Annotated in this window: 22 protein-coding genes; 12 read left to right on the plus strand and 10 right to left on the minus strand. The window is 57.5% G+C overall.

Annotated elements, in window-relative coordinates; all coding sequences use genetic code 11:
- Positions 1-73: 73 nt before the first annotated feature.
- Genes ASF13_RS12270 through rimJ form a run of 3 tightly spaced genes read right to left on the minus strand, consistent with a single transcriptional unit; the run spans position 74 to position 2,263 of the window.
- Positions 74-997 (minus strand): Gfo/Idh/MocA family protein, encoded by a 924-nt coding sequence (locus ASF13_RS12270; protein ID WP_056236635.1) that lies wholly within the window; start codon positions 995-997, stop codon positions 74-76.
- Entirely contained in the window at positions 990-1,661 is a 672-nt protein-coding gene (locus tag ASF13_RS12275) for a DUF480 domain-containing protein (RefSeq protein ID WP_056237158.1), read from the minus strand. Before ASF13_RS12275 ends, ASF13_RS12270 begins: the two co-directional genes overlap by 8 nt.
- Positions 1,662-1,669: 8 nt before the next feature.
- Positions 1,670-2,263 carry a ribosomal protein S5-alanine N-acetyltransferase gene (gene rimJ, locus ASF13_RS12280; RefSeq protein WP_056236636.1) on the minus strand — a complete coding sequence of 198 codons (594 nt, stop codon included), beginning with the start codon at positions 2,261-2,263 and terminating at the stop codon, positions 1,670-1,672.
- A 272-nt stretch (positions 2,264-2,535) separates the two neighbouring features.
- Between rimJ and grxB the strand changes: the two genes are divergently transcribed.
- The 9 genes from grxB (at position 2,536) to ASF13_RS12325 (ending at position 9,559) form a co-directional block, all read left to right on the plus strand.
- Positions 2,536-3,183 carry a glutaredoxin 2 gene (gene grxB, locus ASF13_RS12285; protein ID WP_056236638.1) on the plus strand — a complete coding sequence of 216 codons (648 nt, stop codon included), beginning with the start codon at positions 2,536-2,538 and terminating at the stop codon, positions 3,181-3,183.
- A 331-nt stretch (positions 3,184-3,514) separates the two neighbouring features.
- Positions 3,515-4,078 (plus strand): lipoprotein, encoded by a 564-nt coding sequence (locus tag ASF13_RS12290; protein ID WP_056236641.1) that lies wholly within the window; start codon positions 3,515-3,517, stop codon positions 4,076-4,078.
- 318 nt (positions 4,079-4,396) lie between these two features.
- Positions 4,397-5,449 carry a dihydroorotase gene (gene pyrC, locus ASF13_RS12295; protein ID WP_056236642.1) on the plus strand — a complete coding sequence of 351 codons (1,053 nt, stop codon included), beginning with the start codon at positions 4,397-4,399 and terminating at the stop codon, positions 5,447-5,449.
- A gap of 114 nt (positions 5,450-5,563) precedes the next feature.
- A complete protein-coding gene (gene dinI / locus ASF13_RS12300; RefSeq protein WP_056236643.1) occupies positions 5,564-5,806 on the plus strand; it encodes a DNA damage-inducible protein I in 243 nt (80 codons plus the stop codon).
- Positions 5,807-5,991: 185 nt separating this feature from the next.
- The gene (locus ASF13_RS12305) at positions 5,992-6,267 is read left to right on the plus strand and encodes a hypothetical protein (RefSeq protein ID WP_056236644.1); all 276 of its coding nucleotides are present in this window, start codon (positions 5,992-5,994) and stop codon (positions 6,265-6,267) included.
- Positions 6,268-6,475: 208 nt separating this feature from the next.
- Complete coding sequence (gene bssS, locus ASF13_RS12310; RefSeq protein WP_056236645.1) at positions 6,476-6,730, plus strand: biofilm formation regulator BssS; 255 nt, start codon at positions 6,476-6,478, stop codon at positions 6,728-6,730.
- Positions 6,731-6,861: 131 nt separating this feature from the next.
- Positions 6,862-7,989 carry an N-methyl-L-tryptophan oxidase gene (gene solA / locus ASF13_RS12315; RefSeq protein WP_056236646.1) on the plus strand — a complete coding sequence of 376 codons (1,128 nt, stop codon included), beginning with the start codon at positions 6,862-6,864 and terminating at the stop codon, positions 7,987-7,989.
- Between the two features lie 417 nt (positions 7,990-8,406).
- Positions 8,407-8,961, plus strand: coding sequence for a cytochrome b (locus tag ASF13_RS12320; protein ID WP_056236647.1), 555 nt, complete (start codon positions 8,407-8,409; stop codon positions 8,959-8,961).
- 22 nt (positions 8,962-8,983) lie between these two features.
- Complete coding sequence (locus tag ASF13_RS12325) at positions 8,984-9,559, plus strand: YceI family protein (protein WP_056236648.1); 576 nt, start codon at positions 8,984-8,986, stop codon at positions 9,557-9,559.
- 44 nt (positions 9,560-9,603) lie between these two features.
- On the opposite strand, the gene ASF13_RS12330 is transcribed toward ASF13_RS12325, so the two are convergent.
- Positions 9,604-10,656 carry a rhodanese-related sulfurtransferase gene (locus tag ASF13_RS12330; protein WP_056236649.1) on the minus strand — a complete coding sequence of 351 codons (1,053 nt, stop codon included), beginning with the start codon at positions 10,654-10,656 and terminating at the stop codon, positions 9,604-9,606.
- Between the two features lie 318 nt (positions 10,657-10,974).
- Here ASF13_RS12330 and ASF13_RS12335 point away from each other — a divergent pair, with 318 nt between their 5' ends.
- Positions 10,975-11,892 carry a Kdo(2)-lipid IV(A) acyltransferase gene (locus ASF13_RS12335; RefSeq protein ID WP_056236650.1) on the plus strand — a complete coding sequence of 306 codons (918 nt, stop codon included), beginning with the start codon at positions 10,975-10,977 and terminating at the stop codon, positions 11,890-11,892.
- Positions 11,893-11,920: 28 nt separating this feature from the next.
- Here the strand turns inward: ASF13_RS12335 and ASF13_RS24330 are convergent, their stop codons facing one another.
- The 3 genes from ASF13_RS24330 to ASF13_RS24335 form a co-directional block, all read right to left on the minus strand.
- On the minus strand, positions 11,921-12,070 hold the full coding sequence (locus ASF13_RS24330) for a hypothetical protein (protein ID WP_156365586.1): 150 nt from the start codon (positions 12,068-12,070) through the stop codon (positions 11,921-11,923).
- Positions 12,071-12,361 carry a hypothetical protein gene (locus ASF13_RS12340; protein WP_056236652.1) on the minus strand — a complete coding sequence of 97 codons (291 nt, stop codon included), beginning with the start codon at positions 12,359-12,361 and terminating at the stop codon, positions 12,071-12,073. It abuts the gene before it with no gap.
- Positions 12,362-12,503: 142 nt separating this feature from the next.
- A complete protein-coding gene (locus ASF13_RS24335) occupies positions 12,504-12,704 on the minus strand; it encodes a hypothetical protein (RefSeq protein WP_156365587.1) in 201 nt (66 codons plus the stop codon).
- 20 nt (positions 12,705-12,724) lie between these two features.
- Between ASF13_RS24335 and ASF13_RS12345 the strand changes: the two genes are divergently transcribed.
- Positions 12,725-13,123 (plus strand): MysB family protein, encoded by a 399-nt coding sequence (locus tag ASF13_RS12345; RefSeq protein ID WP_056236653.1) that lies wholly within the window; start codon positions 12,725-12,727, stop codon positions 13,121-13,123.
- A 205-nt stretch (positions 13,124-13,328) separates the two neighbouring features.
- Here the strand turns inward: ASF13_RS12345 and ASF13_RS12350 are convergent, their stop codons facing one another.
- The 3 genes from ASF13_RS12350 to ASF13_RS12360 form a co-directional block, all read right to left on the minus strand.
- Positions 13,329-13,568 carry a YceK/YidQ family lipoprotein gene (locus tag ASF13_RS12350; RefSeq protein WP_255354443.1) on the minus strand — a complete coding sequence of 80 codons (240 nt, stop codon included), beginning with the start codon at positions 13,566-13,568 and terminating at the stop codon, positions 13,329-13,331.
- 178 nt (positions 13,569-13,746) lie between these two features.
- On the minus strand, positions 13,747-16,302 hold the full coding sequence (gene mdoH / locus ASF13_RS12355; protein ID WP_056236655.1) for a glucans biosynthesis glucosyltransferase MdoH: 2,556 nt from the start codon (positions 16,300-16,302) through the stop codon (positions 13,747-13,749).
- Positions 16,295-17,845, minus strand: coding sequence for a glucan biosynthesis protein G (locus ASF13_RS12360; RefSeq protein WP_056237162.1), 1,551 nt, complete (start codon positions 17,843-17,845; stop codon positions 16,295-16,297). The genes mdoH and ASF13_RS12360 overlap by 8 nt, the downstream gene beginning before the upstream one ends.
- A 252-nt stretch (positions 17,846-18,097) precedes the next feature.
- On the opposite strand from ASF13_RS12360, the gene mdoC reads away from it, so the two are divergent.
- Entirely contained in the window at positions 18,098-19,237 is a 1,140-nt protein-coding gene (gene mdoC / locus ASF13_RS12365) for a glucans biosynthesis protein MdoC (RefSeq protein WP_056236657.1), read from the plus strand.
- The last annotated feature ends 45 nt before the right edge of the window (positions 19,238-19,282 follow it).

The following is a 19,282-nucleotide window of genomic DNA, read 5'->3' on the forward strand; positions in this document are numbered from 1 at the left end:
GTGTACTGATGTGCAACGAAATAACCACCGGCGTTTGTTACCGTTTTTATCGGTACCGCCACCGTCCGGGCCGTTACTCGCGCTGCGCCTCGTGCCACAGCCGTTCGACAATGCGCTGCGCCATCAGCGCCTGTTCACCGCTGACGCTGGGGGCGGTCTGGTTTTCGGCACAGCGGATAAAGTGGTGCGCCGCGCCGACAAAGCCACGCTGCTCCAGGGTCGTCTGCCAGCCCGGGATCGGGTCAATAGTCACTTTCCCGCCCCGTTCCTGCTGCCAGTCGCGCATATCGCTGACCTGGTAAACCGCACCGTCATCAATAGCGCTAACGCGTTCGGCCTGACTGCCGGCGCGGCGGTGCATGCTGGTGGTCACCTGCACGCCGCCGGCGCGAAAGTGATGTTCGGCATACAGCAGGTGGCCATCGTCGTTGGTCTGCAGCGTGCCGCTCTGCGCCACGCCTGGCGCGCCGGCCAGCCACAGCGCGCTGTCGACCACGTGCAGATAATCATCCAGCAGGGTAAAACCGGCGTCGCGCGGGCCGACGCTGTCGCTGCGGTGTTTATCCATGCGCAGCGAGGCGGGCTGCACCAGTGCCGCCTGCAGCTGCAGATAGCGCGGGGCAAAGCGGCGGTTAAACGCCACCATCAGCCTGCGGCCGCGTGCGGCGGCCAGCTCGACCAGCTGTTCCGCTTCGCGCAGCGTGGCGGCCAGCGGCTTATCGACGCAGACGTCTTTGCCCGCGCGCAGCAGCCGATCGACGATGGCGAAGTGCGTGGCGGTGCTGCTGTGCACGAACACCGCATCACAGGCTGATGCCAGCGCGTCCAGCGAGGAGAACAGCGGAATGCGATAGCTGTCACAAACCGGCCGCGCCTTCTGCTGGTTGGGGGAGAAGGCACCGGCCACCTCCCAGCCGTCGGTGCAGGTGACCACCGGCAGCCAGGCCTTTTGCGCAATCCCCCCCAGCCCGACGATGCCAACTCTCAGCTTACTCATCGTCCTGCTCCTGATTGCCGGTCAGCCGCGCCAGCTGCTGTTGTAACGCCGCCACCTGCTGCTCCAGCTGGCTGACCCGGTCGGCGAGGCTCGCCCCACCGGCTGACAACGCCGCCGGGGTGTCAGTGTCGTTTTCGGCGGCGGCGGCGTCCACCTCGCCGCTGAACAGATGCATAAAGCGGCTCTCGCGTTTGCCCGGCTCGCGGGCCAGACGCACCACCAGCGCGCCCGACTCACGCGTCGCCAGCTGCGCCAGCGCCTGCTCCACCTCGGCCATATCGGCAAAGTCATGGATACGCTGGCAGCGGGTACGCAGCTCCCCCGGCGTCTGCGCGCCGCGCAGCAGCAGGGTGGCGACCAGCGCCACCTCGCCCGGGCTCAGCTTCAGCTGACCAAACTCGGAGTTACAGAAGCGCTGCTCGTACTTCATTACCCGGCTGCCAAATCCGCTGAGCCCGGTAACCTGGTGTTTTTTTACCAGCAGATCGAGGGTGTTCTGCACCTCGCCTTCGCTGAGCGCCATCACCGGTTCGCGATTCGACTTCTGATTACAGGCCGTTACTACCGCGTTCAGCGACATCGGATACTGATCCGGGGTGGTCACCTGCTTTTCCAGCAGGCAGCCAATCACCCGCGCTTCGTGCGCGGACAGCGGATTTTTGATCATCAGGGTTATACTCCACGCCGCTCCGGCGTCCAGTCAGGGGTGGTCAGCGCCGTCAGGACGTGATCCTGCCAGCGTCCGTCAATCATCAGGTAGTTCTTCGCATAGCCTTCTTTCTCAAACCCGAGCCGGGCCAGCAGGTCGCCGCTGCGCTGATTGTGCGGCATATAGTTGGCCATAATGCGGTGCATGCGCTGCTGGCGCTGCATATAGCGGATCGCCGCCTGCAGCGCTTCAAACATCATCCCCTGCCCCTGCCACTTCTCGCCCAGCGAATAACCGAGGTAGCAGGCGTGGAAGGAGCCGCGCAGCACGTTGCTGAAGTTGGCCACGCCGCGCACTTCATTTTCGGCCGGATCCATCACCGCAAAATAGTAGGCGCTGCCCTGCTTCTGCAGATCGCTAATCAGCCCGAGACGCGCCTGCCAGCCGGAGGGATAGCAGTGGCTGTCGTCGCGGATCGGTTCCCAGGGTTTCAGGTACTGACGGTTTTCCGCATAGTAATCGGCCAGCCGCCAGGCATCGCGCTCATGGACCAGGCGGACCACCAGACGATCGGTGGTCAGCCGCACTTTCGGGGCAGCGGTTCGATAGCCAAACATCGTTTCTCCTGAAATCGGTGGCCGGAATAGCGGTGATAACGCTTACTATACCTGCCAGGCGGATTGGCGGTAAAACACTGACGAACAAAATAATGATGATGCAATCATAAAACCACTGAAAACGGCTGACGACAGCTAAAATCCGTTACCGCCGTCGGCTGGCAGCGCCACCGTCTTTCCGCTAAAGTTTGCCCTCTCCCCTGTTCTCTTCCATACTTTGCGAATATATTCAGCCAATTAATTGTCACACTGACGCTAAAAAGGAGACGATATTGAAACTCTATATCTACGATCACTGTCCGTTCTGTGTGAAGGCACGCATGATTTTCGGCCTGAAAAATCTGCCGCTTGAGCTGGTGGTGATGCTCAACGATGACGAAGAGACGCCGATCCGCATGATCGGCCAGAAGATGGCGCCGATCCTGGTGAAGCAGGACGGCAGCTTTATGCCGGAGAGCCTGGATATCGTCGGGTATGTCGATAATCTGGACCACCAGCCGCTGCTGACCGGCCCGCTTAATCCGGCCATCGGTGACTGGCTGCGCCATATTCAAACCTACGTCAGCAAGCTGCTCTACCCGCGCGTGGCCGAAGCGCCGTTCGCCGAGTTTGCCACCCCGCAGGCGCGCAGCTATTTCAAAAACAAAAAGCAGCAGGTGGCCGGTGATTTCGAGGAGCTGAAAAAGCACTCTGCCGGTTTGATTAAGAACGTCAACGACGACCTGCGCAAGCTGGATAAGCTGATCGTTCAGCCAAATGCGGTCAACGGCGAGCTGTCGCTGGATGATATCCACCTGTTCCCGCTGCTGCGTTCGCTGTCGCTGGTGGCCGGCATTGAGTACCCGAGCCGCGTCGCCGCCTACCGCGACAACATGGCGAAACAGACGCAGATTAACCTGCTCAGCTCGGTCGCCGTCTGACCCTGTGGCGAACCGGCAACGGCCGGTTCGCCTCTTCTCCGGCGCTCTCACTGCCGCAACGTCGTCCTGCTCTTCAGCCAGCGCTCCCGCGCTTATGTGCTCCTGCCCTTGTGCCTGATCCCCTGTGCATCTGCCTGTGCTCCCGGTCCTCTTGCCTGATCTCTGCGTCTCTGTCCTGCCAGCCGCTTCTGATTCAGCCCCGGCACAGACACGCCCGTGCGCTGCCCCTTCCCCGAACCATTCGGCGTTGTCCTGGTGACGCGGGCCGTGAACTGTTGCATGCTGTGGCATCGCGGCAGGATGCGCCGTTTGACTCACGAGGAAGAAGAGCATGAAGAAACCCTTTTTAGCCGCCGCGGCCCTGCTGCTGGCCGGCCTGATCGCCGGCTGCAGCCAGATTGCCAGCTACAGCATCAGCGAGCAGGAGATTAACCAGGCGCTGGCGAAACATAACAATTACGAAAAACAGCTCGGGGTGCCCGGGCTGGTGGACGCGCATATTGTGCTGAACGATCTCAGCAGCCAGATCGGCCGCGAAGAGCCCAACAAGGTGACGCTGAACGGCACCGCAAAGGTCAATATCAGCTCGCTGTTCGGCCCTCAGCAGGCGGAGATGAAGCTGAAAATGAAAGCGCAGCCGGTGTTTGACCAGCCGCAGGGCGCGATCTATCTGAAGGATATGGAGCTGGTGGAGGTGCAGGTGCAGCCGGAGAAGATGCAGGGGGTGCTGAAAACCCTGACGCCGTATCTTAACCAGTCGCTGAAAGACTACTTCAACCAGAAGCCCGCCTATCTGCTGAGCAGCGATCGCAGCAAGGCGGAGTCGCTGGCAAAACGCTTCGCCAAAGGGCTGGAAGTCAAGCCGGGTGAGCTGGTTATTCCGTTTACCGACTAAGCTGATGCAGCCCCAGCCGATGTGGCTCAGCCTGGGCGTATGCCTGCCCGAACGGCCCGCCGTCGAGGGGTTGCGCGGACACCTCTGCTAATAGCAGTTATCGTCTGGCCGAGACAGACCACGGCCTGCGTCATTTCGGTCACTGGCACAGAGTGCACCCTCTACATCTGACTGACGCCGAATTTATCTTTGCCGGCTCCGGCCGGCGATTAATCCGCCAACGCCCTGATAAACCAGGTGCAATTAGCACGGTTTATCCCTATGCTTAGACCCCGGCCAAAACCTGCCATCTCTTCAACTTTTGCCGGAGCACATCGCATGACCTCACAACCCCAGCAGTTAGTTATTCGCCGCCCAGACGACTGGCATATCCATTTGCGTGACGGAGAGATGCTGGAGGCGGTAGTGCCCTTTACCAGTGAGGTCTGTGGCCGGGCGATCGTGATGCCAAACCTGGTACCGCCGGTGACCAGCGTGGCCGCTGCCCGTGCTTACCGTGAACGTATTCAGGCCGCCGTACCGGCCGGGCACCGCTTTACCCCGCTGATGACCTGCTACCTGACCGACGGGCTGGATCCGAACGAGATCGAAAGCGGCTTCCGCGAAGGCGTGTTTACCGCCGCCAAACTCTACCCGGCGCATGCCACCACCAACTCGGCGCACGGCGTCACCAGCATTGCCGCCATTGCCCCGGTGCTGGAGCGCATGCAGAACATCGGCATGCCGCTGCTGATCCACGGCGAAGTGACCGATGCCCACATCGATATTTTCGATCGCGAAGCCCGTTTTATTGAAACGGTGCTGGAACCGCTGCGTAAGCAGTTCCCGGGGCTTAAGGTGGTGTGTGAACATATCACCACCAAAGAGGCGGCGGCCTACGTGCTGGAGGGCAATGAGCTGCTGGCGGCCACCATCACCCCGCAACATTTACTGTTCAACCGCAACCATATGCTGGTCGGCGGTATTCGCCCGCACCTTTACTGCCTGCCGATCCTGAAGCGCAACGTGCACCAGGAGGCGCTACGGGCCGCCGTGGCCAGCGGCCATAACCGTTTCTTCCTCGGTACCGATACCGCCCCGCACACCCGTGACCGCAAAGAGGCCTGCTGCGGCTGCGCCGGGGTGTTTAACGCGCCGTCGATGCTGGCCGCCTACGCTACGGTGTTTGAAGAGATCGGCGCGCTGGCACACTTCGAAGCCTTTACCTCAGAGAACGGCCCGGCGTTTTATGGCCTGCCGCTGAATGAAGGCACGGTGACGCTGGTGCGTGAGCCGTGGACGGTAGCAGAGAGCGTGGCGGTGGGCAGCGACGGCCATACGCTGGTGCCATTCCTCGCCGGTGAAACCCTGAACTGGCGCGTGCAGGCATAATTCCCGGTGCTATCCGCCGCCGGCTCCCTGCCGGCGGCGGAAAATATTTATGCCTGCTCATTGCTTTCGTGAAAAATACTGTATACATTCACAGTATATTAACCGGAGGCTCTCATGCGTGTTGAAGTCACTGTAGCAAAAACCACCTCACTCCCCGCCGGCGCGCTTGATGCCCTGACGCAGGAGCTCAGCAAACGTATCGATCGCCATTTTCCCGACGGCCATAATACCGTATCGGTTCGCTATGCCAGCGCCAGTAACCTGACGGTAATGGGTGGCGGCAAAGAAGCCAAAGATCAGATTAGCGATATTTTGCAGGAGACCTGGGAGAGCGCCGACGACTGGTTTATTCCCTGACTTGATCTGACCGCGCACGCCGTTTGCCTGCCGCGTCCCCCCGTTTTACCGTTGTGCCATTTTGCCGGGTGTCGCCATCCGGCTTTTTTACCTTCTGCTGACGCCTTGCCCTCTGGACGCCGCCCGAATAATCTCTTACTCTGATTTTCTCCCTGCCGCTGTGGTTAATGACTGAGGTTTTGTTTATGACTGCCGATAATCCTGAACAGGCAATGACCTTTGGCGAGCTGCTGACGATGATTGGCGATCAGCAACGTCGGCTGAACGTGCTGGAAAATGCCTTTTCGCTGCTTTCCTTCTGCCTGGATGAGCGGGCTAATCAGCTGTTGATCCACAGCCTGCGCCTTGAAGGGCAGAATCAGTACCGCGATGAGCAGACCCAGCAGCACTTTCTGCAGCTGGCCGGGGAGCTGGAGAAGCGTCGCAGCGGTGAGCCTCTCGGCGGCGTGAGCGAGGCCTGACGTATCCCGGCTCAGCGGGGGCCGCAGGGCTGTATGAAATGAAAGACGCTGAGTTTTCAAGTCTGTCCTGATGCGTCCTGCCGATGAACCTCGTCGGCGTAATGTGAAACTTCTGTTATAATTACGGAGCTCTAAGGAAATTCTGTATAAGAACCTCGATAAATCACTTTGTTGTCATCATCAACACGAGTAATAAAGGGGGTTATAAATGGACAGAAACAAAGACGTAATCCAGACACATCCCCTCATTGGATGGGATATCAGCACCGTAGACAGCTATGACGCAATGATGATCCGCCTGCACTCGTTGTCCTCTAATGAACAGCAGGCTGAAGATGCAGAAGTCGGCCAGACTTACTGGCTCACCACCGACGTTGCCAGACAATTTATTTCAATACTTGAGGCCGGCATCGCCAAGATTGAAGCGACGGAATACCAGGATCGCGATTACAAGAAACATTAGACCGCGCTAAACCGTTCAGAAAAAGGCACCCTCCGGGTGCCTTTTTCATGCCCGTCAGTTTTGTTATCCTCACCTTAAAATTAATTGCATAAGCGTTGCCGCGCCGCGGCAATTCAGGGAGTAATACGGATATGGTGTATGACTTAATTATAGTGGGTAGTGGCTCGGTCGGCGCAGCGGCAGGCTGGTACGCCACCGAAGCCGGGCTGAACGTGCTGATGATTGACCGCGGTCATCCGCCGCACAGCGAAGGCAGTCATCACGGAGAGAGCCGCTTAATCCGCCACGCCTACGGCGAAGGCGCCCGTTACGTGCCGATGGTGTTACGTGCCCAGCAGCTGTGGGACCAGCTGGAACAGCAGAGTGGTGAACGCATTATGCAGCGCAGCGGGGTGCTCAATCTGGCACCGCAGCAGGCTGAGTTTATTCAAAACGTCATCCACAGCGCGCAGCAGTTCGGCCTGGAGGTCGAGGTGTTGAGCGGGGAAGAGGTCAGCCAGCGCTGGCCGCAGATTAGCGTTCCCGCCGGTTACGTCGGCGTATGGGAACCCCGTTCCGGTTATCTGAAATCAGAAGTGGCGGTTAAAAGCTGGATCGTCCAGGCCAGAGATGCCTGTTGCGCACAGCTGTTTAACTGCGAGGTCACCGCAATTAGCGAACAAAACGGCCTGCAGACCGTCAGCACCCCGGAGGGGGATTTCCAGGCGCGACGGCTGCTGGTGACCGCCGGAACCTGGGTAAAAACCCTCTACCCGGCCCTGCCGGTAACGCCAGTGCGTAAGGTGTTTGCCTGGCACCAGGCCGACGGCCGCTACAGCGAGAATAACCGCTTCCCCGCCTTTGCCGTGCAGATGCCGGACGGCGATCACTACTACGGTTTCCCGGCGGATAACAATGCTATCAAGATCGGCAAGCATCAGGGCGGCCAGCCGATCTCCTCCCCCGAACAGCGCACCCCGTTCGGCAGCGTCCGCGAGGACGGCAGCGAACTGTTCGGCTTTATCCGCCAGTTCCTGCCGGGCGTTGGCGTCTGCCTGCACGGAGAGTCCTGCACCTACGACAACTCGCCGGACGAAGACTTTATTATTGATACCTTCCCCGGCCAGCCCAACCGGATGATCGTGACCGGGCTGAGCGGCCACGGCTTTAAGTTTGCCAGCGTGTTGGGGGAAATTGCCGCGCAGTTTGCCCAGGGCATCGACAGTGAATTCGATCTGACCCCGTTCTCTCTTGCCCGTTTCAACCAGCCGGGGATCTGACCGGCTGACTACCGGCCTGACCGCCCTTCGGGCAGGCCGGATTGCCCCTCAGGCAACCCGCTGCCCGCTGCCGTTTCCCGCGCCCCCCTTTCCTGCTCACCCGCATACATTGTACAGTAAACCTAATATCTCAAAAAAACGCACATTGACAAAAAGTGACAAAACACTGACGTTAATTTAAATTTGCGACAAAAATTATGAATGTTATTATGTGCCCGGCATTTGCATCCGCTGCATATAACCGTGACTAAAACGCCTTAAAGGAGATCGCCCTTCTGATTTTCTGAGCATTTGATGAATTTATAATTCAAAAAATTTCAACAAATTAATAAATTATGCAACTTATGAAATTAGTGGTTGCTTTTAACCTTTCCGTTAGCCAATCTTTAATTCCCTCTACGTTTATCGGGCATTGAGATGCAGTGGAAGAATAGCGAGAGCCGTTATGGCTCACTGAGTATCAGCATTCACTGGTTAGTGGCGCTGGCCGTTTATGGCATGTTCGCGCTGGGCCTATGGATGGTCACGCTGGGCTACTACGATACCTGGTATCACAAAGCCCCTGAGTTACATAAAAGCATCGGCATGGTGCTGTTCGCCGTGATGCTGCTCCGGGTGGTCTGGCGCTTTGTTTCGCCGCCGCCCAAACCCCTGAGCAGTTACTCCACGGCGGTGCGCCACGGCGCGATTACCGCCCATGTGTTGCTGTATGTGCTGCTGTTTTCGATTTTAATCAGTGGTTACCTGATCTCAACCGCTGAAGGCAAGCCGATCAATGTGTTTGGCATTGTACCGGTGCCGGCCGTGGTGGCCGGGCTGGGCGAACAGGCCGACCTGGCGGGTGACATTCACCTGTGGCTGGCCTGGAGCGTGGTGGTGTTGTCCGTATTACACGGGCTTGCCGCGCTGAAACATCACTTTATCGATCGCGATATTACGTTGAACCGGATGCTGGGTCGCCGCACCGATTAACCTTTGGAAATGGAGAGTTGTTATGTTTAAAAAAACCGTTCTCGGATTAACCACCGCCGCCTTACTGATGACGGCGGGTACCGCCGCCGCCGCAGACTACAAAATTGATAAAGAGGGCCAGCACGCCTTTGTGCAGTTCCGCATTAAACACCTCGGCTACAGCTGGCTGTACGGCTCGTTTAAAGATTTCGACGGCAGCTTCAGCTATGACGAAGCGGACCCGAGCAAGGACAAAGTCAACGTGACCATCAACACCGGCAGCGTCGATACTAACCATGCCGAACGTGACAAGCATCTGCGCAGCGCAGACTTCCTGAATGCCGCCAAATTCCCGCAGGCCACCTTCGTGTCGACCGGTGTGACCAAAGAGGGTGACGAGCTGAAGGTGAAAGGTAATCTGACCCTGAACGGCGTGACCAAACCTGTCGAGCTGGAAGCGAAGCTGACCGGTGAAGGCAAGGATCCGTGGGGTGGCTATCGTGCCGGCTTTGAAGCAGAAGGTAAATTCGCGCTGAAAGACTTCAACGTGAAGTCCGATCTCGGCCCGGCGTCACAGGAGGTTGAGCTGATTATCTCGGTGGAAGGCGTACGCCAGTAAGCTGAAGCGCGCTTCCCGCTCGTAACGCGGGAAGCGCAACCCTGTTACTCTTCCGGGGAAGGGATTTTCAGGGTGGTATTCAACATGCCGCGCGACTTGTTGAAGATTTTATTGCCGTTCTCGCGTCCCGCACGGCGAGCGCGCTGCTCTTCCGGCGTTAACGCCAGCTCTTCCTGACACAGCGGGCTGCAGCAGTGGCTGTACTTTTCCGCACAGCTCGGGCACTGAATAAACAGCAGGTGGCAGCCGTCGTTCAGGCAGTTAACGTGCGTATCACAGGGCGCACCGCACTGGTGGCAGTTGGCGATTACATCGTCAGAGATGCGCTCCCCCATCCGCTCGTCAAAGACAAAGTTTTTACCCTTGAAACGTACCGGCAGCCCCTGCTCGCGGGCGCGACGGGCGTACTCAATAATGCCCCCTTCGATGTGGTAGACGTTTTCAAAGCCGTTGTGACGCATCCAGGCACTGGCTTTTTCACAGCGGATGCCGCCGGTGCAGTACATCACGATCTTCTTCTCTTTGTCTTCCTGCAGCATATCCACCGCCATCGGCAGCTGATCGCGGAAGGTATCCGCCGGGATCTCCATCGCGTTATCGAAATGGCCCACTTCGTACTCGTAGTGGTTGCGCATATCAACAAACACCGCGTCCGGATCGTCGAGCATGGCGTTAACGTCCGCCGCCTTCAGATAAGCACCGACGTCGCTGGCATCAAAGCTTTCATCGGTGATGCCGTCGGCCACGATGCGCTCACGAACCTTAAGACGCAGCACCCAGAAGGATTTGCCGTCGTCATCCAGCGCGATGTTCATGCGCAGGTTGTTGAGCTGCGGATGGAAGCCGTACAGCATCGCCTTCATGGCGTCATACTGGCTGGCTGGCACGCTAAGCTGGGCATTGATGCCCTCGGCGGCCACATAAACGCGGCCAAACACCTTCAGCGCGGTCATCGCCACGTACAGCGCGTCGCGGAAGGCGCGCGGATCGTCAATGGTGAAGTATTTATAGAAAGAGACTGTGGTGCGCGGTTCGGTTTCGGCCAGCATGCGCGCCTTCAGCTCTTCATTGGAAACGAGGTTATGTAACACTGGCATGGTGTACTTTCCTGATTACGATGAGAGAAATTTTTGCGGCGCAATCATACACCAATAAACAATTTTTTGCAGTGATGAGAGAATTGTCTCATGCCCCGGTGTTTTGTCATAACAACCCTTACGAAGCATGACCTTAACGACAATCGTTAAATTCACTGCATGCGCTTTCGCTCAGGCAGGCTACTTCCTTAAAATGGTGAAATATTCACCGCTTATCGGCATTTTTTTTCAGTAACTATCCGAAAAATGGCACAATAGGTCATAATTAAAATTTAACGGACAGCATAATAGTCCCCCCTTTTTGAGATCTGGAAACTCATGACTCAGCTGCCTCAATTTCGCCGCGCGTTGCTGCATCCCCGTTACTGGCACACCTGGTTTGGGATTGTCCTGCTGTATGCCCTGGTGCTGCTTCCCTATCCCCTGCTGTATCGTCTGGGCTGCGGGCTCGGCCGCCTGTCGATGCGTTTCCTCCGCTCACGTGTGAACATCGCCCGTCGCAATCTGGAACTGTGCTTTCCGCAGATGCCTGCCGCCGAACGCGAGGCGCTGGTAAAACACAACTTCGAATCGTTGGGCATGGGCTTAATCGAAACCGGCATGGCCTGGTTCTGGCCGGACTGGCGCATCAGAAAATGGTTTACCGTCAGCGGCCTGGAACATATCAGCAAAGCGGCTGAGAATAACAAAGGCGTGCTGCTGATTGGCATGCACTTCCTGACCCTGGAACTGGGCGCGCGCATCTTTGGCATTCACAATCCCGGCATCGGCGTTTACCGACCGAATGATAATGCGCTTATCGACTGGCTGCAGACCTGGGGACGTATGCGCTCTAACAAGAGCATGCTGGATCGCAAAGATGTGAAAGGCATGATCCGCGCGCTGAAAAATGGCGACATTATCTGGTACGCGCCGGATCACGACTACGGCCCAAGAAGCAGCGTGTTTGTGCCGTTCTTCGCCGTTGAGGATGCCGCCTCCACCAAAGGTAGCTATATGCTGATACGCATGGGTAATCCGGCGGTGATCCCGTTTGTTCCGCGCCGCCTGCCGGAAGGCCGTGGATACGAGATGGTGATCCTGCCTGAACAACAGGTGCCGCTGGACGATGAGAGCAGCACCGCGCACGCCATGAATCAGGTGGTCGAACAGGGCGTACTGATGGCACCAGAGCAGTATATGTGGCTGCACCGCCGCTTCAAAACCCGTCCGGAAGGGCAGCCTTCACTGTACTGACAGCAGGCCGGTTCGCCGGCCTGCTTTTTCAGACGATCCATGGGGACCCTGGGGTTAAGGCTGCACCTGTTCCCGCATCAATGGCAATATCTTTAATGATCTGCGCATTAGCAGGATCTATACCAGGTCCTTTCGCACCTGAAACCTTGTTTTTTTCAATCAGTGTCAACTCTTTCATTTAAATCATCCTTTTCTTAAGTAAATGAATAGTCTTAAAAAACAACAGATTAATAAAACCAATCACAGCACAGGCAATGAAGTCATTACGGCCGAATAAATCCGGGAACTCACGTTGCAGCCCCGAACCAAAATACAGATGCGCAGCAATATAAATAACCAGACTCAGACAGGAGAAAACGTAAGAAACTGAGAGGGTTATCAGCACGCCAGCTGTCCTGACGTATTCTCTAAAAGACCAATCCATTAATAAACTGAATATGGCTGGTACGGTATAATTATTCAAATCCATCGTTGCGGCCCTCCATTACGCAAGTTCAAATCACTGTTCCTATGCATCTTTTATTTGAAAAATGTCCTGGCTGCGATACCCGCAATGATTCATCTCTGAATTCGAACTCAGTAAGGCCGAGACATAATCCGGATGGTGTTGGTTACTTTACCGCCACATAACGTCTGGCATAAAAACCTATCGTGCTCACCCGGATTGACAGGTGATGTTGATCGCGCTGCCGCACATCCGGATGTGATGACAGCACCCGGTCAGTACTTTCCACTAACACACCGAGAAATTTTTCCGCCCCTTCCCTTGCATCTTTGCCATCAGCGACAACAATTAACCTTGTTTTAGTCACCAGATATCAAGGATATGCCCATGAACCTGTATGCAACCCTGGAAGAAGCCATTGACGCCGCACGCGAGGAGTACCTGGCGGCCAATCCGGAAGTCGATGAAGAAGAGGCGTCGATTGAGCAGTTTAACCTGCAGAAGTACGTGATGCAGGACGGCGACATTATGTGGCAGGCGGAGTTCCTGACCACGGAAGCCGATCAGGGCGAAGGCCTGCCGGTCGCCAGCGGTGAGGCCGCTCAGGCGATTTTTGACGGCGATTTCGATGAGATCGAACTGCGCCAGGAGTGGCTGCCAGAAAATACCCTGCACGAATGGGACGAAGGCGAGTTTCAGCTGGAACCGCCGGCCGGCACTGAAGAGGCGGACGCCGCGGCAGAAGAGTGGGAAGACGACAACAGCGAGTCAGAAAACCGCTTCTGACCCGGCTGGCTTACTTGTGAAGCCGTGATGTCCTGCGGGCTGTCACGGCTTACTGGTCAGGCCGTGATGCATAGCGGTCTGTCGCAGCTTACTGGTCAGGCCGTGATGCGAACCTGGCTGTCACGGCTTACTGATCAGGACGTGTTGCGCAGCGGGCTGTCGCAGCTTACTGGTCAGGCCGTGATGCGAACCTGGCTGTCACGGCTTACTCGTAGGGCCCGTGTTGCGCATCCACCGGCAGCAGCAGGGTGTCGACCACCAGCGACAGCGGCAGGTCGATGATGGCAATAAAGCGCCACGGCTTATCCTGAATGTCCCACTGTACGCCGGGATAGTACTGGTTACCGTGCCCCTGTCCGGGCACGGCTCTGCTGATAATGCTGCCGCAGCCGCACAGCATCACCGCCGCAAGCCCCACCGCCACACTGCGAATAAACCTTGTCACTGCATTCTGCCCCGGAGTAAAAAACGCACTATTCTACAGCGTGCTTTTTACCGCAACAGCGCATCAAGTGCAAAGAAAACGTAAAAACGCTGCTGTTTATCTTCCCACCCCACGCCGGACGCCGTTTTGCAGGCAAAAAAAACCGGAACACAGGGTTCCGGTTTTGTTACCACCAGGCTTACTGATTATTCAGCGCCTGCGGATTCAGCTTCAGGGTCTGATAGTGATCGAACCAGTCGTGATACTTATCGGCGTTCTGCCACAGGCGATAGTGCATGCGCGACAGCGTCACCGGATCGCTGAGCAGCGCCAGGCGATCGTCACGCCCCAGCTTCACCGGCGACTGGCTCAGCGCCTGATCGACACGGCGGTCGCGGGCGTATTCCAGAATATCGCTTTTCAGGTGACGCGAGGTCGCCAGCGCACTGGCCAGCGCGTTAAACGACGGGTGGAACATGGCGTGCATAAAGCCATTATCCAGCTGACGTTCACGGTTCAGCACCACGTAGCGGTCGGTATCCAGCAGCTCTTTCGGCGGATCGTACTCTTCCGGGATCAGGAACAGGCGGCCGCGTTTGGAGGCCTGGCCCAGCGTACCCCGGCTTGACCACACCGAGACAAACGGCGACAGGATCAGCGAGAAGACGATCGGCGACAGCCACCACAGGAAGTTGAGATCCAGCCAGCCCATACCGCCGGCCCACACCAGGCCCAGCAGCATCTGCGAACCGTGGCGACGGAAGGCTTCGCTCCACGGCGTGGCGTCATCGTCACGCTGCGGCGAGTTCCAGACCACTTCCCAGCCCAGGAAGGCGCTGACCACGAACACCGTGTGGAACAGCATGCGCACCGGGGCCAGCAGCACCGAGAACAGCATCTCAAGGAACAGCGAAACCAGCACGCGCAGCGCACCGCCGTAAGGTTTGGCCCCTTTGCACCACACCAGCACCACGCTGAGCAGTTTTGGCAGGAACAGCAGCACCAGCGTGGTGGAGAACAGCGCGATTGCCAGTTCTGGCCGCCACTGTGGCCATACCGGGAACAGCTGGCGCGGCTGCAGGAAGTACTGCGGCTCCATCAGCGTGTGCACCACCTGCAGCGCGGTGGAGAGCGCCAGGAACATAAACCACAGCGGCGCAGACAGGTAAGACATCACCCCGGTCAGGAACACCGCACGGTGTACCGGGTGCATGCCTTTCACCAGGAACAGGCGGAAGTTCATCAGGTTACCGTGACACCAGCGGCGGTCGCGCTTCAGCTCGTCCAGCAGGTTAGGCGGCAGCTCTTCATAAGAGCCCGGCAGATCGTAGGCGATCCACACTCCCCAGCCCGCACGGCGCATCAGCGCCGCTTCCACGAAGTCGTGGGAGAGGATCGAACCGGCGAACGAGCCCTCACCCGGCAGCGGCGCGAGCGCACAGTGTTCGATAAACGGCTTCACGCGGATAATCGCGTTGTGCCCCCAGTAATGCGACTCACCCAGCTGCCAGAAGTGCAGGCCGGCGGTAAACAATGGCCCGTAGACGCGGGTGGCAAACTGCTGACAACGTGCGTACAGCGTATCCATGCCCGAAGCTTTCGGCGAAGACTGGATAATACCCGCGTTCGGGTTGGCTTCCATCATCCGCACCAGGCCGTTAAGGCACTCGCCGCTCATCACGCTGTCCGCATCCAGCACCACCATGTAGCTGTACTGGCTACCCCAGCGGCGGCAGAAGTCATCGATGTTACCGGACTTACGTTTCACGCGGCGGCGGCGGCGGCGATAGAAAATGCGCCCTTCCCCACCGACGTCACGCACCAGCTCCATCCACGCCTTCTGTTCTGCCATGCAGATGTCCGGGTTGTAGCTGTCGCTGAGGATATAAACGTCGTAGTTCTGCTGCTCGCCGGAACGCACCACCGATTCCCAGGTGGCGCGCAGGCCGGCAAACACGCGGCCGACGTCTTCATTACAGATCGGCATAATCAGCGCGGTGCGGTGCTCCGGGTTGATCGGCTCATCGCCGTTAGTCAGGTAAGAGATGCTGTATTTATCTTTACCGATCAACAGCTGCAGGAAGCCCATCAGCGCGGTCCAGAAGCCGGCAGAGACCCAACAGAACAGAATGGCAAACAGGAACAGAATACCGGTCTGCAGCACGTAAGGCAGGATCTGCATCAGCGACTGCTGCCAGTTCTGGTTGATCATCTCCAGCGGATCGATCAGCGCCCAGCCCTGGTACGGCAGAATGGTTTTCATGTACCAGGTGGCGATCACCGTCTGGATCAGCGTCAGCCCCAGCAAAATATAGCGACGAATGGAGCCAACGTGGCGCCATTTATCTTCGATCTTCTGCTCTTCTTTGTTGGCATAACGGGGCGTTGATTTGCGCCCGCGCAGCGAGTTCCACGCCCGGGCCACCGGGTTGGTGCGCCACTCTTCCGGATACATCGAGGAGCGGGTGTGCTGCGGCATCGCCTTAAGCGTGGTGCGGTCCAGCGCATCTTTATCAAACTGCGCGCCGTCGGCAACCGAGTCCGGCCAGCTCATCTGCACGCGGGCTTTCACTGACTCCTGCGGTGCGTCGTCCGCACGGGTTTCTACCGGGCCATCCTCGGCCAGCTGATGGTGCAGCTGGCTGAAGCTCTCCTGCGGCCCGGCGGGAAGCGCGTCACGCAGCGCCCCTTTCCGCTCGGCGGTCAGGGGCAACGCGTCAATGTATTGATCGGGTATTACGGTCGATTTATTCATTGGCAGGCAACTGATAGCTCCAGGTTTCGGTCAGCGTTTTGTCGCCGTTAACCAGCGCCGCACGCATTTCTGTTGGCTGTTTATTGTCCTTCACCTTCAGGCGCAGCACCAGACGCCAGCCTTTGGTGACCGGGTTATAACGCACGCTGTTTTCAACCAGCTCGCCGTTATTACCAATGCTCACCTGCGGGGCCACCGGCGTATTTTCCGCCAGCTTGCTCATTTCCGGGCCGGTGAAGTCAACGATAAAGGCGACGGTGCCGTCCGGCTGGCGCACCAGGTTGGACTGCTTCACGTCACCGGTCGAGCGCAGCGTGCTTTTTACATAGGCCGTTTCGGGCGAGTGCAGCTGGTTCTCATCACGGGTGAAGTGCAGGCGATAGTTGAAGTCCATCTCTTTGCCCGGCTCCGGCAGGGTTTCTGGCGTCCAGAACGCAACGATGTTGTCGTTGGTTTCGTCAGAGGTCGGAATTTCAACCAGCTCTACGCGTCCTTTACCCCAGTCGCCTTTTGGCTCGATCCAGCCGCTCGGGCGCAGATCGTAGCGGTCGTCCAGATCCTCGAACTGTTCGAAGTTACGGCCGCGCTGCAGCAGACCAAAGCCGCGCGGGTTTTCCACGGTAAAGGTGCTGACCGCCAGGTGGCGTGGGTTGTTCAGCGGACGCCAGATCCACTCTCCGTTGCCGGCGTGGATCGACAGGCCGTTGGAGTCGTGCAGCTCTTTGCGGTAGTTGGTGACCGGCGACGGCTGGTTGGCACCAAACAGGAACATGCTGGTCAGTGGAGCCACGCCCAGCTTGCCGACTTTGTCGCGCAGGAACACTTTTGACTGTACGTCAACGGTGCTGTCTTTACCTGGGGTAATCAGGAAGCGGTACGCGCCGGTCGCGCGCGGCGAGTCCAGCAGCGCGTAGATCACCAGGTGCTTATCCTGCGGTTTTGGCCGCTCGATCCAAAATGATTTAAAGCGCGGGAACTCTTCACCGGACGGCAGCGCGGTGTCGATCGCAAGTCCCCGGGCAGACAGACCGTAAACCTGGCCGTTGCCGATTACGCGAAAGTAGCTGGCACCCAGGAAGCTGGTAATTTCGTCTTTCTTATCTTTGCTGTTCAGCGGGTACAGCACTTTGAAACCGGCAAACCCAAGGTTTTTCAGCGTGTCAGGATCGTGCGGAACGTTGCCGAAGTTGAAATAATCCGCGGAGTATTTGATCGGACGAACGCTGTTTGCCGTCACTTCATTAAGCTGTACCGGGGTGTCGAAGTACATGCCCTGATGGTAAAACTCGAGCTTGAACGGGGTTTTCAGTTTATTCCAGTAGGCCTTATCATGGTTAAACTGGATCTGCTGATAGTCAGCATACTTCATGTCGCGCAGCTGCGAGGGCAGATTACTCTTCGGCGCCTCAAAGCCTTTACCGGCTAACTCCTTCGCCTGCTTTGCCACGTCATCAATGTTAAACGCCCAGCTGGCGCTGGTGTACATTGAAAGCAAAACGGCCAGGCCAGACCAGCGCAACAGCATCTTAGGTTTATTGTTCATTTTACTCAGCACATCTCCCCCTTCCGGGCGCGTAAATCAATTCAATCCATCTTAATGGATAATCTGGCTTTCCGACAGCCTGACAACGTTTTTGTTCCACTATTCTGAATCCTTAAGGTCCCACTTCTCAAGTGCTTAGCGGAAACAGAATCGACTGATAGTATACCCGCCTTTACTCTTCTAAAGTAAGCAGTAAGCTTTAGGCCGGTTCAGGGTGAACCGGAATGATAACGTGTTGAATAGTGGATAAATATGACTAAAACGACGCCGCAACGAGAATATTTTCTGGATTCCATTCGCGCCTACCTGATGTTATTAGGCGTGCCTTTTCATCTTTCTCTGATTTATTCATCGCAAAACTGGTCAGTAAACAGCCCGGCCCCCTCAGAATGGCTGACGCTGCTGAACGAGTTTATTCACGCTTTCCGCATGCAGGTTTTTTTTGTTATCTCCGGCTATTTCTCTTATATGCTCTATCTGCGCTATGCGCCGGGCGACTGGCTGAAGGTGCGGCTGGAGCGGGTTGGCATCCCGATGCTGGCCGCCATTCCGCTGGTAACGCTGCCACAGTTCTTTATGCTGAAGGCCTGGACCAGTAAGGTTGGCGACTGGACGCAGATGACCACCTATCAGCGTTATAACGCGCTGATGTGGGATCTGATTTCCCACCTGTGGTTCCTGCTGGTGCTGGTAGTGCTGACCCTGGCCGGTTTCTGGCTGTTCCGCCTGCTGCGCGACGCAAGACCGGCAAAAACAGACTATTCCGATCTCGGCTGGGGCAAACTGACCCTGTTTATCCTGCTTTCTGCTCTGGCGTGGGGGGCGTTTCGCCGCGTCATGCTGCTGCTGGCTCCGCAGGTGCTGGGCGACGGTCTGTTTACCATGGCGGTAATGCAGTCGCTGCAATTTCTGCCGTTCTTTATTCTCGGGGCGATGGCGTGGAAATACCCGGCGATTAAGGCGCTGTTTGTGAAGCCCAACCCCTGGACCTTTATCGGCTCGGCGCTGGCGTTCGCCGCCTATGTGGCCAACATCTCCTGGAATAAAGGTGACGGCTGGCTGTACGAACTGGATGCGCTGTGCGCGATGCTGATGGGGCTGTGGATGGTCAACGTGGTGTTCTCACTGGGCTACCGCCTGCTTAATTCACACTCACCGCGGGTCACCTATCTGGTTAACGCCTCACTGTTTATCTACCTGGTCCACCACCCGCTGACCATCCTGTACGGCGTGTTTGTCGTGCCGGCCATTGGCAGCAGTACGCTGGGCTTCCTGCTGGGGCTGGTGATGGTGTTTGGCGCCGCCTTCCTGCTGTATGAGATCCACCTGCGTATTCCGCTGCTGCGCTTCCTGTTTTCCGGTAAACCGCAGGGTGCCAAAGCGCGCAGCTAGCGGGCCGTCAGCCGCTGCCTGACTCACGCTGCCGGCGCAGACGAT

Origin of the sequence: Erwinia sp. Leaf53, assembly GCF_001422605.1 — a bacterium.
Taxonomy (GTDB): domain Bacteria; phylum Pseudomonadota; class Gammaproteobacteria; order Enterobacterales; family Enterobacteriaceae; genus Erwinia.